The following is a 15,512-nucleotide window of genomic DNA, read 5'->3' as shown; positions in this document are numbered from 1 at the left end:
CATAAAAAAACCGGGGCGCGTGCTCCGGTTTTTTTATGGGACGAGAGGTTATTAAAACAACACGCGTCCGCGGATGGTGCCTTTTACCTGGAGCAGTTTTTCCAGAGCAAGCTCACCGTAGGCCTTGTCTACGTCAATCACCACGTAGCCAATATCTTCTTTGGTCTGCAGGTACTGGCCGCAAACGTTAATGCCGTTCTCGGAGAATACCTGGTTGATTTCAGACATAACGCCCGGCACGTTCTCATGAATGTGTAGCAAGCGATGCTGGTTCGGGTGCGAGGGCAAAGCAACTTCGGGGAAGTTTACCGAGGACACTGACGTACCGTTATCGCTGTACATTGCCAGTTTCTCAGCCACTTCACGCCCGATGTTTTCCTGGGCTTCGATGGTGGAGCCGCCCACGTGGGGAGTCAGAATAACGTTGTCGAATTCCCGCAGCGGCGAAACGAACTCTTCATTATTCGATTTGGGCTCGACCGGAAACACGTCAATTGCAGCGCCCAGTAACTTACCGCTTTTCAGGGCCTCAGCAAGCGCTTCGATATCAACAACTGTGCCTCTTGAGGCGTTCATCAGGATAGATCCAGGCTTCATCTGGTCCAGCTGTTCGGCTTTGAACATGTACTTGGTGGCCGGTGTTGCTGGAACGTGCAGGCTCACAACATCGGCGATGTTGAGCAGCTCTTGCAGGGAGCCTACCTGGGTAGCATTGCCAATGGGCAGCTTGGAAACTACATCGTAGAAGTACACGTCCATACCCAAACCTTCAGCCAGTACGCTGAACTGGGTCCCGATGTTGCCGTAACCGATGATGCCGAGCTTTTTGCCGCGTATCTCGTAGCTATCCTTAGCCGATTTCTGCCAGTCACCACGGTGGGCCTTGGCATTTTTCTCCGGAACACCTCTGAGCAGCAGGATAGCCTGCGCCAGAACCAGTTCAGCAACACTGCGGGTGTTGGAGAAAGGTGCGTTGAATACTGCGATGCCACGACGGGTCGCTGCCTGCAAATCCACCTGGTTGGTACCAATACAGAAACAGCCCACGGCTACCAGTTTTTTGGCAGCCTCAAAAACTTTCGCAGTCAACTGAGTGCGCGAGCGAAGACCGACAAAGTGCGCATCGGCAATCTTCTCAATAAGGTCTTCCTCGGTCAGAGAGTGACTGAGGTACTCAATGTTTGTGTAACCTGCGGCATTCAGGGTGTCTAGGGCGGATTGGTGCACGCCTTCCAGCAGCAGAATCCGAATTTTGCTCTTTTCGAGAGACGTCGTTGACATGGGCTTTGCTTCCGAACCTTTCGTGGCATGAAATCGCCTGCAGCCAGTGATCGTCGGGGCTGGCTCACAGAACAGGAGCGGTATGATACCATAAAAGCAACTTTTCACAGTGTGCCGGTTCGCCTGGATCAACTGAACTGAAAACTATTTATCCTTAATGGCCGGCCCAACCCTGACGAGACTACTGCATTCATGAACCCTGAACAGATCATTGCCTCCCTGAAAGAGCTGTTAGCCACCGGTGATGCGCCCGGAAAGATACTGACTGATCCGGCTGATCTCGAGAGTTACGGCAAAGATTGGACGCGAATTTACGCGCCTAATCCCGTTGCCATCGCGCTCCCGAAAACCACCGAACAGGTTCAGGCGCTGGTGAAGTTTGCCAACGCAAACCGAGTGGCACTGGTTCCTTCTGGTGGCCGTACCGGCCTGAGCGCGGGCGCCGTGGCTGCCAACGGGGAAGTGGTTGTTGCTTTCGACAACATGAACCAAATTCTGGATTTCAGTGCCAGCGATCGGCTGGTTCGTTGCCAGGCGGGTGTTGTAACGGAGCAACTGCAGAGTTTTGCCGACGACAACCACCTTTACTACCCGGTGGATTTCGCCTCTGCAGGCTCTAGCCAGTTGGGCGGTAACATCTCCACCAACGCAGGCGGCATCAAGGTAATTCGCTACGGCATGAGCCGCGACTGGGTTGCTGGTCTTAAAGTGGTTACCGGTAAGGGTGATATCCTCGAGCTGAATAAAGACCTGGCAAAGAACAACACAGGCTACGACCTGCGCCATCTGTTCATCGGTGCAGAGGGCACCTTGGGCTTTATTACCGAAGCCACCATGAGGCTCACTCGCCAGCCCAACAACCTTACAGTGCTGGTGCTCGGGCTGAACGACCTTGGTAACACCATGGACGTGCTCAGGACCTTTCAGGGCGGTCTGGATCTGACCGCTTACGAATTCTTCTCGCACCAGGCCATGGGGCACGTTCTGGCTCACGGGCAAGTGCCTGCCCCGTTTGAAACCGAAGCGCCCTACTATGCGCTGCTGGAATTCGAAGCGACTTCAGATCAGGTAATGGACAGCGCCATGAGCCTGTTCGAGCAGTGCATGGAAAACGGCTGGGTGCTAGACGGTGTGATCAGCCAGAGCGAAACCCAAGCCAAGAACCTGTGGCAATTGCGCGAGCGCATCTCGGAATCCATCGCGCCACGCACGCCCTATAAGAACGATATTTCCGTTGTGGTTTCCAAAGTTCCGGGATTCCTGCAGGAAATTGACGAGCTGGTGGCCGAACAATACCCGGATTTTGAAATCATCTGGTTTGGTCACATCGGCGATGGCAACCTGCACCTCAACATCCTCAAACCGGAAGACATGGCAAAAGAAGACTTCTTCGAAAAGTGCCAACAGGTTAACAAGTGGGTATTCGAAATTGTCGAGAAATACCAGGGCAGCGTCTCCGCCGAACATGGCGTAGGCATGACCAAAAAGCCTTACTTGCACTACACCCGCAGCGAAGTGGAAATTGCCTACCTCAGAGGGATCAAACAAGTATTTGACCCCAACGGCATCATCAATCCCGGCAAGATCTTCGACTAATGCAACGGCACATCGTAGTACTCACCGGCGCTGGCATCAGCGCCGAAAGTGGCCTCTCCACCTTCCGCGATAACGGCGGCCTCTGGGAGCAACACAGCGTATACGACGTTGCCACCCCCGAAGCCTTCGCCCGCAATCAGGAACTGGTGCTGCGTTTCTACAACGAACGCCGGCAACAGCTCGTCTCGGCCCAGCCAAACCGCGCCCACTGCCTGCTCGCCGAACTGGAGCAGCACCACCGTGTAACCATCGTCACCCAAAACATAGACGACCTGCACGAACGCGGCGGCTCCAGTAACGTAATCCACCTCCACGGCGAACTCACAAAAGCCCGTAGCTCGGTTAATCCAGAACTGGTTTACGACATAGGCTACCGGGACATAGAAGTTGGCGAGACATGCCAGCACGGCCAGCAACTGCGACCCCACATTGTCTGGTTCGGCGAAGAAGTCCCCATGCTCCAGGCGGCAGCCGATATAGTCCGCACTGCTGACGACCTGCTGATCGTTGGTACATCGTTACAGGTTTATCCCGCGGCGGGGCTGGTTCATGAGGTTGAGAGAGATGTGCCGATTACAGTGATAGACCCCGGCGAACCAGCAGGCGTGTCCCGCGCAAGAGTCATCCGAAAAGGGGCAGGTGAGGGCGTTGCAGAATGGGCAGCGAACTTCTTGGCTAGGTAGTCAGAGTTTCAGGTAACCGTGAAGCTCGAGTCCGGCTGACGTACCCGTTTCAAAACTGTGCGGAGCATGGATGGCGGAGCCAAGCGTACACGGACGTATTCACAGCGTGTTTTGAAACGGGTACGTCAGCCGGACCTACCCTTAAACTTCAAGATACTGGCGAAGCTCTTCACCAAAAGCCGCCTGCACCCCCAGCCGCTTCAGCATCCAATAGTGCCCCGCAATCATCCGGTCAATAAAAATACTCTCAACCGGCGGCTTGAACGAATCCAGATACTTAAACACCGTGCTCGTTTTTGCCGCCACATGCTTATGAATACTGGATTCGCCAAAATCATAAGGCTGCTCTGAATTAAACGGCACAATTAAAATGTCCCGCCACATAGCATAGTAAGCCTCATCAATAGCCGGTTGACTCCCAACCCGCGCACCCAAATCAATCAAATACGTATCCAGCGCCTTATAATCCTGAGCCAACGCTGCCGTAATCGCATTACGGTAAGCCTCAACAATCTCCGGCTTTAGCTTTTTAACGCAGCCAAAATCGTACATCACAATGCTGCCGTCTGGCCGATACGCAAAATTCCCGGCGTGAGGGTCGCCATGAATGCACTGAAAGCGGAATAGCTGATCCGCCATGGTGGTAAACATACGATGACCGATCAGATTGATCGTGGCCTGATCGTAGCGCTCCGGCGTAACCTCGCTCACGTGGTCGCCTTCCTCAAGCGCCAGTGTAAGCACATGGCGGGTAGAGTGGCTGAGTATTACGGAAGGAATAACCACCCATGGGTCGTTCTGGTGAAAGTCCCGGAACAGATCAATATTGCGGGCCTCGTTCTCATAATCCAGCTCTTCGCGCAGGCGCTCACGAATCTCCGTGAACAACTGATCCACCGACTCTTTCGGCATTTTCAGCAGGCCGCCAAGCTTAAGGGCAAGGCGCAGTTGCTTCAGGTCGGAATCGCAGGACTCATCCACGCCTGGGTACTGCACCTTCACAATCACATCGGTCCCATCGTGTAACCTGGCGCGGTGGACTTGACCGATTGATGCTGCGGCATAAGGCGTTTCTTGCAGGTACTCAAAAAGCTCGCCAACCGGCTTGCCTAGTTCGGTCTCTACCTGCTCGAGAATAATTTCGAAAGGCATCGGCGGCGCTTCTTTCTGCAGCTTCTGAAGCGCGTCCGAAAACTCCCTAGGCAGAAAATCCTGGGTCTGGGAGGCAATTTGGCCCACCTTCATGGCAGCACCTTTCATTTCACCGAGGGTGTCGGTAATACGATTGGCCATGCGGGTGTAGCTTTCGCTGCGAGCGCCGTCGTCGTTTTCACTGCTGAACACGCTGCGCGCTTTCTGGCCAGCGTACTGGCTCGCCACCGAGGCAGTCATGCCGGCAAGCTTGAAGAAACGACCACTGCGTGAGGTAACCGGTTTTTTTGCCATGCTTGACTATACGTGCTCTTCAGAAAGAAAGATTGTGTCAGCCCAAGTTAAACCACTTTGGTGGAGACAGACAACTTATCCTCCAGTTGCAGCGCCAGGGTTTGCCCTGAGAGCAGTGGGCCAACGCCTTTCGGTGTGCCTGTGAGCACCACGTCGCCCGGCAGTAGCGTGAAATGGCTACTTATATGAGCCAGCAACGGAATGATCGGGAACAGCATGTCGCGGGTATCGCCGCTTTGCTGACGTCGCTCGTTGATATTTAGGCTGAAGATAATATGGTCGTTACGAAAGTGCTCCGCTGCCACAAACGGAGATAGGGGGCAGGCGCCATCAAAAGCTTTGGCCCGCTCCCAGGGGTGGCCTTTTTCTTTGAGCTGGTTTTGCAGATCCCGCAGGGTCAAATCCAGCGCCAGGCCATAGCCAAGAATAGCCGCCTGAGCTTCGCTGGCAGAGGCATTGGTTAACGGTTTGCCAATCAACACCGCCAGCTCGGTTTCAAAGTGCATCTGTCCCTGGTTGGCAGGAAAGCTCAGAGGGCGTGTTACATGCACTGCGGCGGTAGCCGGTTTGATGAACAGTAGGGGTTCTGCGGGTACCGGATTGTTGAGTTCTTTGGCGTGTTCGGCGTAGTTGCGGCCAACGCAAACGATTTTACCCAATGGCAGGTGCACCGGTGTGCCGTCTTTCCATTGGTGTTGATAATGATCCATGGTGACCTCCCAATGCTCTCTATATGCTCCGGCAACGAGCCCCGTCAGCACTCACTCAATAGATTGAGGTGAAGTCTCTATTCGCCCTCGAACGAGCATACAGTATAGACCTTCAGGCCCTCTTCTTGCAGCTTGGCTGACCCACCAAGATCGGGGAGGTCGATCATCGCAGCAACTTCTATAATTTCAGCGCCAATACGGCGAATCAGCCGGGCAGCTGCCAGCATGGTGCCGCCGGTGGCAATCAGATCGTCCACCAGCACAACTTGGTCACCGGGTTTGAATGCATCCTGGTGCAGCTCTACGGATGCCGTTCCGTATTCAAGCTCATAGTCTTCGACCAAGGTATCGAACGGCAGTTTGCCCTTTTTACGCACCAAAACCAGAGAGGCGTTAAGCTCATAGGCCAAGGCCGAGCCAATGATGAACCCTCGGGCATCTACCGCAGCCACGGCATCAATGTTTTGGCCGTGATAGCGGTGAACGAAAGCATCGATCAGCTTCCGGAAAGCGGTTTTATCCTGCAAAACCGTGGTGATGTCGCGAAAGGCAACGCCGGGCTTGGGCCAATCTGGCACTGTGCGAATGGCTTGCTTGATGCTTTGAGAAAAGTAATCCATAAAAATCAGGCTCTCATTCTGAGTTCAGCTTAAGCCGCGTCCAGAAACATGAATTTCAGGATGAAAACGATCGCGATCACCACAACACTCAGGTTCAGCTCTGTCCAGCGTCCGCTCAGAGCTTTGATCACAGCATAAGTGATAAAGCCCAGTGCAATGCCGTTAGCGATAGAGAACGTAAGGGGCATCATCAGCGCTGTAACGACAGCCGGAGCGGCTTCTGTAATATCGTCCCAGTCTATCAGCTTAAGGCCACTGGCCATCAATACCGCAACGTATAGCAGTGCTGGAGCCGTGGCGTAGGGAGGAATAATGCTGGCAATCGGCGACAGCAGCAGGCACGCAAGAAACAGAAGCGCCACAACCACAGAGGTCAGGCCAGTGCGCCCGCCGGCAGAAATGCCTGCGGTCGACTCAATGTAGCTGGTGGTGGTTGAGGTGCCCAGAGCAGCGCCAGACATGCTCGCAACAGAGTCAGACATCAGAGCGCGGCCCAAGCGTGGGAGTTTGCCATCTTTGTCCAGCAGGCCGCCGCGCTGGGCGGCACCAATGAGCGTACCTGAGGTGTCGAACAGATCTACAAACAGGAACGCGAACACAATACTGATCATGCCAACATTCAAGGCGCCGGCAATATCCAGTTGCATAAAAGTAGGTGCAAGGCTTGGCGGCGCGGCGAAGAAACCATTGTATTCCACCATGCCCAACAGCATCGCGATCACGGTCACTGCAATGATGCCAATCATGACGGCACCGGTTATGCGGCGGAACGACAATGCACAAATGAGTACAAACCCACCAAAGAAAAGCAGGCTTTCTGCAGCTTTTAGCTCGCCCAGACCAACTAGTGTGGCTGGGTTGTCCACTACGATGCCTGCATTTTTCAGGGCGATCAGCGCCAGGAAAAAGCCGATACCTGCAGAAATTCCAAAGCGTAAAGACATAGGAATGCTGTTAATGATCCATTCGCGGATCTTGAAAATGCTCAGCAGGAAGAAGATCAGGCCAGAGAGAAAAACTGCGCCAAGCGCCACCTGCCAACTGTAACCAAGGCTGCCCACAACCGTGAAGGAGAAAAAGGCGTTCAGGCCCATGCCCGGAGCCAGGGCGATCGGATAGTTTGCCCACAGACCCATAATCAGGGTGCCGATGGCTGCGGCCAGGCAGGTGGCAACAAACACGGCGCCAAAATCCATGCCGGTGGAAGACAAAATGTCCGGGTTGACCACGATTACGTAAGCCATGGTCAAAAAGGTGGTGATGCCTGCAACCAGTTCTTTACGAACGTTGGTGCCGTGGGCCTGGAGTTTGAACAGTCGTTCGAGCATGACGGGTGTCTGCCTTTCAGGATGTCTGAGTGTGGAAGTCTTTTGAGAACGAAAAACAGTCGTTAAACGAGAAGGTGCTGCGTGAAAAAACGGTAATCTTACCGGCTGAGCGAGCTCAGGCCAAGAGATGATTGGACGTGCAGGGTTGTCTGGCTACTCGTCATTCGCTTCACGCCGGATCGCGCTGTAAACGGATATCAAAGCGGACCGCAGCCATCCGGACAATAACGATAAAGAGAAGCCCGATGGTCAGCGATAGAGTTTCGCTTTCCAAGCCCCACTGGCAAAGGAAATAGAGCCAGCAGCCTGCAAATGAAATAGATGCGTAGATTTGATCTTTCCGGAAAATAAACGGCACTTCGTTACAAAGGGTGTCGCGTAGGGCGCCCCCGAACGTGCCTGTCATTACGCCGAGCAGTGAAGCGATAAACCACGAGTGGCCCATGTCGAGAGCCAGTTGCGCCCCCAGTATCGAGAAAGTGCCGAGCCCTATGGCATCCGGAAACACAATCCATGACCCGCGAATGCGTTCTGTGTGCTTCCAGTAGCTGAACACAACCGCCATGGCCAGAATTAAAATGGGCTGTTCTTCGTGCTTGATCCAGTACAGGGGATGGTTGTCCATAATGATATCGCGCAGGGTTCCGCCGCCCAGAGCCGTAATAAACCCGATAGTGAAAACACCAACCGGATCCATGTTTTTGGAACGAGCAACCATCATGCCTGATATGGCGAAGGCGACAATTCCTATCATTTCAAGAGAGTAGACAATATCTGGCATAGTGAACCCTGAAAGAAAGACGGATGGTTTTTGAACAGCTCGGATCAGGAGCGCGCAGAATAACGGAAAACCGCGCCCGATTCATCTTCGGGCAGGTGCCCGTAATGAACAGGGTATAAGCGGTGCTTATTAATCTTGATAAAGGTTCTTTATTTGCTTCATGGCGAGAGTCTGTTTAGCTTGGCGAGATTCGATAACAATAGAGTTTCATCAAAGGAGTCACCATGAAAGCGATCCTCTGTAAAGAATATGGGCCAGCGGAAACCCTGGTTATTGAGGATGTACCCAGCCCGGAAGCCAAAGGCCGCGGTGTTAAAGTGCGCGTAAAAGCGGCGGGCCTGAATTTTCCCGACACATTGATTATCGAAGGCAAATACCAGCTCAAGCCGACCATGCCTTTTTCGCCGGGCGGCGAAATGTCCGGCGAAGTCATTGCGGTGGGCGATAAGGTAACCCGCTTTAAAGTCGGCGACCGTGTAGCTGGCCTGACCGGGTACGGAGCCTTTGCTGAAGAAGTGATCGTGCCTGAGCACAACTTGCTGCCGATACCCGAAGGTATGAGTGACGAAAAGGCGGCAGCGTTCACCATGGTTTACGGTACGTCCTACCACGCTCTTAAGCAGCGCGCCAATATCCAACCGGGCGAGAGTCTTCTGGTGTTGGGTGCCAGCGGCGGTGTAGGCCTGGCAACGGTAGAGTTGGGTAAAGCCATGGGCGCCCACGTGATTGCTGCGGCCAGTTCAGCTGAGAAGCTTGAGATTGCCAAAGCGGCAGGTGCGGATGAGCTGATTAATTACACAGAGGAACCGCTGAAAGACGCTGTAAAACGCCTGACCAATAGCAAGGGCGTGGATGTGATTTACGATCCTGTGGGTGGCGATTTCACTGAGCAGGCATTGCGGGCCATGGCCTGGAACGGTCGTCACCTGATTGTTGGTTTCGCCGCAGGCGATATCCCCAAGGTTCCAGCGAATCTGATGCTGCTGAAAGGTTGCTCTGTTGTTGGTGTGTTCTGGGGTAGCTTTACTCAGCGAGAGCCAGAGGTGAGTGCTCAGAATATGATGGAGTTGATGACGCTTTATGCTGAAGGCAAAATCGATCCGAACATCAGTGAAGTATTCGAGTTCGAGGATTATGCCAAGGCGTTGGGTGCGCTGACCGAGCGCCGAGCTACCGGGAAGGTGGTGCTTAAGGTTGGCTCATGAGTTGCTGCCTAATTGTAGCCTGATGGTTCGGGAGTAAGTAAGAGTGGGCGGCCCCTCCCAAAAACCGCTACAAGCACGTCCGTGTGCGCTTGACTCCGGCCATCCATGGCCTCCGACATTTTTGGGAGGGGCCGCCCACTCTTACGATCTGACTTCTCGGTTATATCCGATAATGCACTAATGCCAAGGTCAAAAATTAAATTGTCCCGCATCAATATCCGAAACCAGCTCGGAGGTTAGTTGCACGTAACCCTCTGTTTTGGGCAACCAGGCGAAAACCTCTTCATCTGGGCGCTCCAGAGTGTAGCCGGCTTTCTGGATATCAACCTTGCGGTACTTGAAGGTTCCCGTTTTCTCAATGGCGCTGGTCACCCGCACGAACACCGGAACTGCATAGGCCGGTAAGTTGTTTCGCAGGAAGATCAGCAGTTTGTTGATATCAAAGGAATGGCTGTTCGGTACCAACGTTACCATGCCCGCCTTGCCGTTGGTTTTGGGGATTTCCACGCCGTAGACGATGGCTTCTTCCACCATGCCGGAACCGTCGATGATGTTCTCGACCTCGTTAGTGGAAACGTTCTCGCCTTTCCAGCGGAAGGTGTCCCCCATTCGATCCACAAACTGCAGATGCCCACAACCAATTTGTTTCAGCACATCACCTGTGTTGAACCAGGCATCGCCTTTTTTGAAGGCATCCCGAATGAGGGATTTTTCGGTGGCTTCTTTTTGAGTGTAGCCTTCAAAAGCCCACTTCTTGGTATTTTCACCAATAAGCAGACCTGGCTCGCCTTTCAGGGCTTCCTGCAACGTGCCCTTCTCGTTGCGAATTGGGTCGCGGGTGCCATCGTGGAATTTCACCAGTTTATACGGCGCCGTAGATAAGCCGATGGTGTTATCCATGTTGAAGAAGTTGCTGAAGCCGATGTTGCCTTCACTGGAGGCGTAGAGTTCCGAGACGGTTTCAATACCAAAACGGTCCTTGAACTCTGTCCAGATGGAGGGTCGCAGTCCATTGCCGAGCATTTTGGTCAGGCGATGATTGCGATCCTGATCATTTGGCGGCTGATTCAGCAGGTAGCGGCAGAGTTCGCCAATGTAGCCGAAGGCTGTTGCATCGTAGCGGCGTACGTCGTCCCAGAAGGCGCTGGCGGAGAACTTTCGGCGCAGAGCGAAGGCAGATCCTCCCGCCAGGGCGGCACTCCAGCACACTACAAGCCCTGTACCATGGTACAGGGGCAGGGTGCAGTAGAAGACGTCGTCCGGGGTCAGGGAAAGCGCCATCAGGCCAAAGCCGCCGTAGGCTTTCACGAACTTGGTGTGTGATCCGGGAGCGGCCTTGGGCAGGCCGGTGGTGCCGGAGGTGAACAGGTAAATTGCTGTATCTCCAGTTCTGGGCGGGTCGCTCAGAACCGGGTTGTTGCTGTTGAAGGTGCTCACTTGCTGTGCCATGTTGGCGTAGCCCGAAGGCGCGTCGCCGAAGGCATTGAGTGTGTTGGTGTCAGCAAGGAACAGAAATGGCGTGGGGTGATCAAGTTGAAGGCTGGCTTTGATGTCATTACATGCAGACACCAGCTCCTCGCCAATCACGATCATTTTCGGTTGTATCAGGTTGATGCTGTGCTCCAGCACCTTTCCTCTTTGGGAGGAGTTCAGCATGGCACAGGCAACGCCGATCTTGGCCGCGCCTGTGACCACTGCGAGAATTTCCGGGCGATTCTCCAGGAAAACGGCAATTGAGTCGCCTTTGCTTAAGCCCTGAGCCTGAAAGTAAGCCGCGATGCGGTTGGACCAGGCATTGAACTCGCCCCAGGTGATGCTGCGGTCCTCAAACAACACCGCAGGTCTATCGCGATGCTTTTCGGCATTTTTCTCTACGAGAGTTCCGAGGGTGAGGGGTTTGCGCGCATCCTTGACTGAGTAGTAGTAATAGCCTTTGGCAATTGCCGGGAGTCGCTTGAAGACTCCCGGCAAGCTGCGCATCAGATCCATCGCAGTAACGTTATCTTGGCTCATGGTCTTTCCGTCAGGTGTTTTTATAAGTTAGGGCTAGTCCAGGTAAAGGTCTGGTAACAAAGGCTTGTCATTGACCTCATAACGGTAGCCTTCGAAATCGGTTACGCCGTCCTGGCGCAGCACGTCTTCGTCTATCAGGTTCTGCCCCGTCATCTCATCCATGGAATGATTCAGGATGCTTACCGCTGCATCTGCCATGATTTCAGGAGTCCGGCCTTGGGCCATCATTTTCTCTCCGCCCGCTTCATGCTGAATGGCTGCGGTGGAGATAAGCGTTTTTGGCCAAAGGGTGTTAACGGCAATGCCGTAGCGTTTGAATTCCTGAGCCATGCCGATGCTGATCATGGTCATGGCGTATTTTGTAGATGTATATGGCCCGAACTGAGCAAACCACTTCGGATCGAGGTTCAGCGGCGGTGACATGCTCAGAATGTGGGCGCGCTTGGATTTTTTTAACCAGGGTAGGGCTGCCTGGCTGCAGGCAAGCACCGCACGGGCGTTCACCTGGTGCAGGAGATCGAAGCGGCTGACTTTCAGGTTTTCCACGCCAGTCAGGCGAATGGCACCTGCGTTGTTGATCAGGGCGTCAATGCCACCAAAGTGCTCAGCGGCCTCATCGATACGCTGCTTTATTTGGCCTTCATCGCGCACGTCGAGTACCAAAGGTAGCGCCTGGCCGCCAGCCGCACGAACTTCTTCGGCTACTGTGTGGATGGTGCCTGGCAGTTTGGCGTGCGGTGTGTCCGACTTTGCCGCGATAATAACGTTCGCGCCCTGGCGGGCACAGGCGAGGGCGATAGCACGGCCAATGCCCCGGCTGGCGCCGGTGATAAATACGGTTTGGTTTTTCAATGTGCTCATTTATCGTTCTCCTGTTCGGACGTTTCGCTAGTGGTCACTTCCACCAGCAACTGATTGCGCTTGACCTGGTCACCTTTGCTCGTCAGAACCTGAGCAACGACGCCGTCACAGTCGGCTTTAACCGGGTGCTCCATCTTCATGGCTTCCAGTATGACGAGGGTGTCGCCCTGACTAACGGTTTGGCCGGGTTCTACCAAGACGTCGATAATGGCGCCGTCCATTGAGGCCTGAATGCGCCCGCTGCCGGTACCGTTTGCACCTGCCGCAGGCTGGTGAGTGAGATCAATGACCGACCACGACTCTCCGAACGCCTGTAAATATAGGGAATCCCCATCGCGGTGATATTGGCAACGCTGACGAATGCCGTTGTCGATAATGTATAAGACACCGTTCTGCATGCTGGTAACAGTCAATTCATGGCGCTCGTCGCCCAGACGACAGGAAAGCTTGTTACCGCTGCTTTGTACCAGCAGCTCAACCGTTTCGTCACCGGTGTTCAGCTTCATAGGCGTGTTGGTAGCTGGTGCGTTGCTCCAGGCCTCCTTTTCGGAGGAGCCCTGGGCCAGTACGCAGGCTGCGAGTGCCAGTTGGCGGATGCTTGGTTTGGCTGGCTGCAGTGAAGGGTCTTCGCTGAAGGCCTGCTGCAGGAATGCCGTGGTTGCTTCACCGGCACCAAATGTATTGTCGGCGATAATGCGGCTGAGGAAGTACCGGTTGGTTATTACACCAAAAACGGTGGTGTCTTCCAGAGCACGGATCAGACGGCGGCGTGCTTCATCCCGGTTCTCACCCCAGGCGATAACTTTTGCAAGCATGGGGTCATAGTGCGGCGTAACTTCATCGCCAGAGCGAACACCTGTGTCATAACGCAGGCCTTCACCTTCTGCCGGCTGGAAAACATGCAGAGGGCCGGTCTGCGGCATGAAGCCGTTCGATGGGTCTTCCGCGTAGAGCCGGACTTCGATGGCGTGGCCATTCAATTCAATTTCATTCTGAGCCAGGGGTAGTGGCAGACCTTCGGCAACTGTGAGCTGCCAAGCCACCAGGTCTTGCCCGGTGATCAGTTCTGTAACCGGGTGCTCTACTTGCAGGCGAGTATTCATTTCCAAAAAGTAGAAGTTACGGTCTTTGTCGACGAGGAATTCGACGGTTCCAGCACCTTCGTAATGACAGGCGAGAGCGGCTTTAACAGCGGCTTCGCCCATGGAGGCCCGGAGTTCGGGGGTCACGAAGGGTGAGGGTGCTTCTTCAACCACTTTCTGGTGGCGCCGCTGCACGGAACAGTCCCGCTCGCCCAGGTAAACGGCATTGCCGTGCTGATCGGCAAAAACCTGAATTTCTACGTGGCGGGGTTCGATCACCGCTCTTTCCAGAATCAGTTCGTCGTCACCGAAGGCCTGCTTGGATTCGGAGCGTGCCCGTTTGATGTTATCGGCCAGTTCGGATTCGCTGTGCACCAGGCGCATGCCTCGGCCACCGCCGCCGGCAGAGGCTTTGATCATCAGCGGGTAGCCGATGTCAGCCGCGGCAGCAATAAGTTCGTCGTCGTTGGCGTTGTCGCCTTCGTATCCGGGAACAACAGGCACGCCGGCTTTTTGCATGGCGATTTTGGAGCGCCGCTTGCTGCCCATGAGTTCGATGGCGCCCGCTGGGGGGCCTACGAATACGATGCCGGCTTCTTTGCAGTCATCTGAAAAGCCCGAATTCTCGGAGAGGAAGCCGTACCCCGGGTGGATGCAATCGGCGCCTGTTTTGCGGGCAGCAGCGAGTATGGCGTCGGCATTCAGGTAAGACGCGGATACTTGTGCCGGGCCTATGCAAACGGCTTCGTCTGCCAGTTCGGTGTGCATGGCATTGGCGTCAGCCTCGGAGTAAACGGCGACGGTGCGGTATCCCAGGGCTTTGGCGGTGCGAATAACGCGGACGGCAATTTCGCCCCGGTTCGCTATTAGTAGTTTTTTTAGCATTGTGCTGGTCTCTTGTTCGGTGCAGGGCCGCGAGTTAGGGAGGAAGAGGGGCTCCAGAAAACCGCTACGAGCACATCCATGTGCGCTTGTTTCCGGCCGTCCCTGGCTCCAACATTTTCTGGAGCCCCTCTTCCTCCCTAACTCGCTCCGCAATCAGTGGGTCTCGTCTGCCCAGGCTGGGGCACGCTTCTGCATGAATGCCATGGTGCCTTCGTTGCCTTCACCACCTCTAACGGCTGCGGCGAACATTTCGGCCGCGCTGTCGAGTAACCCGCTCATAGATTCGTGTCCAACCCGGTGGAGCAGGGCTTTGGTTTGAGCCGTGGCGTTTGGTGCGCAGTTGCGAACGCGCTCAACAGCGTGAGCCAGCATGTCGTTTAGCTCTACATCTGATGATGCGACCTGGTGAACGATGCCCATTGCACAGGCTTCCTCCGCACCGATTCTCAAGCCGAGCAGCGCAAGCCGGCGGGCCTGGGTCAGGCCAATTCGCTCTACTACAAACGGAGCAATTTGGGCCGGGAGGATGCCGAGGGAGGTTTCCGGCATGCCGAATTTGGCTGTGGGCCCCGCGATAGCAACGTCGGATACGCAGGCCAGGCCAAAGCCACCGCCCATTACCGCCCCTTCGGTGATGGCGATGACGACTTTGGAGGATTCGTTCACTTGCTGAATCATCGCCCCGAAGGCGCGGTTCAGAACGTAGAAGGGGTCAGCTTCGCCTTCGCCGGTTTTCTGGCTACGGGCACCGGCCAAGTCTTTGATGTCACCGCCAGCACAGAAGTGGCCGCCTGAACCGCGGATGACCACGGCACGTATGCTGGAATCAGCTTCCACTTCGGTAAAGATTGTGGACAACTCTGCCACCATTTGCAGGCTCATGGCGTTCCGGGAGTCTGGCCGGTTGATGGTGACGTGCAGTGCTGGCCCCTGTTTTTCCAGAAGCAGTGTTTCGCAATGAGGCAAGGTTTCCATAAAACGACTCCAAGAATATTGTCTGGGGCTGCCGGTCTGGCACCGA

General features: G+C 54.8%; 13 protein-coding genes. 3 read left to right on the top strand and 10 right to left on the bottom strand.

Annotation, left to right across the window (positions count from 1 at the left end):
• Positions 1-51: 51 nt before the first annotated feature.
• On the bottom strand, positions 52-1,281 hold the full coding sequence (gene serA, locus BCA33_RS14170) for a phosphoglycerate dehydrogenase (protein WP_071266853.1): 1,230 nt from the start codon (positions 1,279-1,281) through the stop codon (positions 52-54).
• 192 nt (positions 1,282-1,473) lie between these two features.
• On the opposite strand from serA, the gene BCA33_RS14165 reads away from it, so the two are divergent.
• Together BCA33_RS14165 and BCA33_RS14160 are read left to right on the top strand one after the other, a co-directional pair.
• Positions 1,474-2,877 (top strand): FAD-binding oxidoreductase, encoded by a 1,404-nt coding sequence (locus tag BCA33_RS14165; RefSeq protein WP_071266851.1) that lies wholly within the window; start codon positions 1,474-1,476, stop codon positions 2,875-2,877.
• The gene (locus BCA33_RS14160) at positions 2,877-3,560 is read left to right on the top strand and encodes a Sir2 family NAD-dependent protein deacetylase (RefSeq protein WP_071266849.1); all 684 of its coding nucleotides are present in this window, start codon (positions 2,877-2,879) and stop codon (positions 3,558-3,560) included. The genes BCA33_RS14165 and BCA33_RS14160 overlap by 1 nt, the downstream gene beginning before the upstream one ends.
• A 141-nt stretch (positions 3,561-3,701) precedes the next feature.
• Here the strand turns inward: BCA33_RS14160 and BCA33_RS14155 are convergent, their stop codons facing one another.
• From BCA33_RS14155 to BCA33_RS14135, 5 genes are all read right to left on the bottom strand, one after another.
• The gene (locus BCA33_RS14155; RefSeq protein ID WP_071266847.1) at positions 3,702-5,006 is read right to left on the bottom strand and encodes an AarF/ABC1/UbiB kinase family protein; all 1,305 of its coding nucleotides are present in this window, start codon (positions 5,004-5,006) and stop codon (positions 3,702-3,704) included.
• Between the two features lie 47 nt (positions 5,007-5,053).
• Positions 5,054-5,716: a fumarylacetoacetate hydrolase family protein gene (locus tag BCA33_RS14150; RefSeq protein ID WP_071266845.1), complete on the bottom strand. Its 663-nt coding sequence runs from the start codon at positions 5,714-5,716 to the stop codon at positions 5,054-5,056.
• Between the two features lie 77 nt (positions 5,717-5,793).
• Positions 5,794-6,336, bottom strand: coding sequence for an adenine phosphoribosyltransferase (locus BCA33_RS14145; protein ID WP_071266843.1), 543 nt, complete (start codon positions 6,334-6,336; stop codon positions 5,794-5,796).
• 29 nt (positions 6,337-6,365) lie between these two features.
• Positions 6,366-7,664 carry an NCS2 family permease gene (locus BCA33_RS14140; RefSeq protein WP_071266841.1) on the bottom strand — a complete coding sequence of 433 codons (1,299 nt, stop codon included), beginning with the start codon at positions 7,662-7,664 and terminating at the stop codon, positions 6,366-6,368.
• 169 nt (positions 7,665-7,833) lie between these two features.
• The gene (locus tag BCA33_RS14135) at positions 7,834-8,445 is read right to left on the bottom strand and encodes a trimeric intracellular cation channel family protein (RefSeq protein WP_071266839.1); all 612 of its coding nucleotides are present in this window, start codon (positions 8,443-8,445) and stop codon (positions 7,834-7,836) included.
• A 224-nt stretch (positions 8,446-8,669) separates the two neighbouring features.
• On the opposite strand from BCA33_RS14135, the gene BCA33_RS14130 reads away from it, so the two are divergent.
• Positions 8,670-9,650 (top strand): NADPH:quinone oxidoreductase family protein, encoded by a 981-nt coding sequence (locus BCA33_RS14130; RefSeq protein ID WP_071266837.1) that lies wholly within the window; start codon positions 8,670-8,672, stop codon positions 9,648-9,650.
• A gap of 189 nt (positions 9,651-9,839) precedes the next feature.
• Here the strand turns inward: BCA33_RS14130 and BCA33_RS14125 are convergent, their stop codons facing one another.
• The 4 genes from BCA33_RS14125 to BCA33_RS14110 all read right to left on the bottom strand — a co-directional run bounded on the left by BCA33_RS14125 (position 9,840) and on the right by BCA33_RS14110 (position 15,466).
• A complete protein-coding gene (locus tag BCA33_RS14125) occupies positions 9,840-11,663 on the bottom strand; it encodes a long-chain-acyl-CoA synthetase (RefSeq protein ID WP_071266835.1) in 1,824 nt (607 codons plus the stop codon).
• 33 nt (positions 11,664-11,696) lie between these two features.
• A complete protein-coding gene (locus BCA33_RS14120; protein WP_071266833.1) occupies positions 11,697-12,524 on the bottom strand; it encodes an NAD(P)-dependent oxidoreductase in 828 nt (275 codons plus the stop codon).
• The gene (locus BCA33_RS14115; RefSeq protein WP_071266831.1) at positions 12,521-14,491 is read right to left on the bottom strand and encodes an acetyl/propionyl/methylcrotonyl-CoA carboxylase subunit alpha; all 1,971 of its coding nucleotides are present in this window, start codon (positions 14,489-14,491) and stop codon (positions 12,521-12,523) included. The genes BCA33_RS14120 and BCA33_RS14115 overlap by 4 nt, the downstream gene beginning before the upstream one ends.
• Before the next feature lie 153 nt (positions 14,492-14,644).
• A complete protein-coding gene (locus BCA33_RS14110) occupies positions 14,645-15,466 on the bottom strand; it encodes an enoyl-CoA hydratase/isomerase family protein (protein WP_071266829.1) in 822 nt (273 codons plus the stop codon).
• Between the last annotated feature and the right edge of the window lie 46 nt (positions 15,467-15,512).

The sequence above is a fragment of the Marinobacter sp. AC-23 genome (assembly GCF_001858325.1).
Lineage (GTDB): Bacteria > Pseudomonadota > Gammaproteobacteria > Pseudomonadales > Oleiphilaceae > Marinobacter.
Note: the sequence above shows the minus strand (reverse complement) of the source record. Positions and strands in the feature narration are given on the sequence as shown.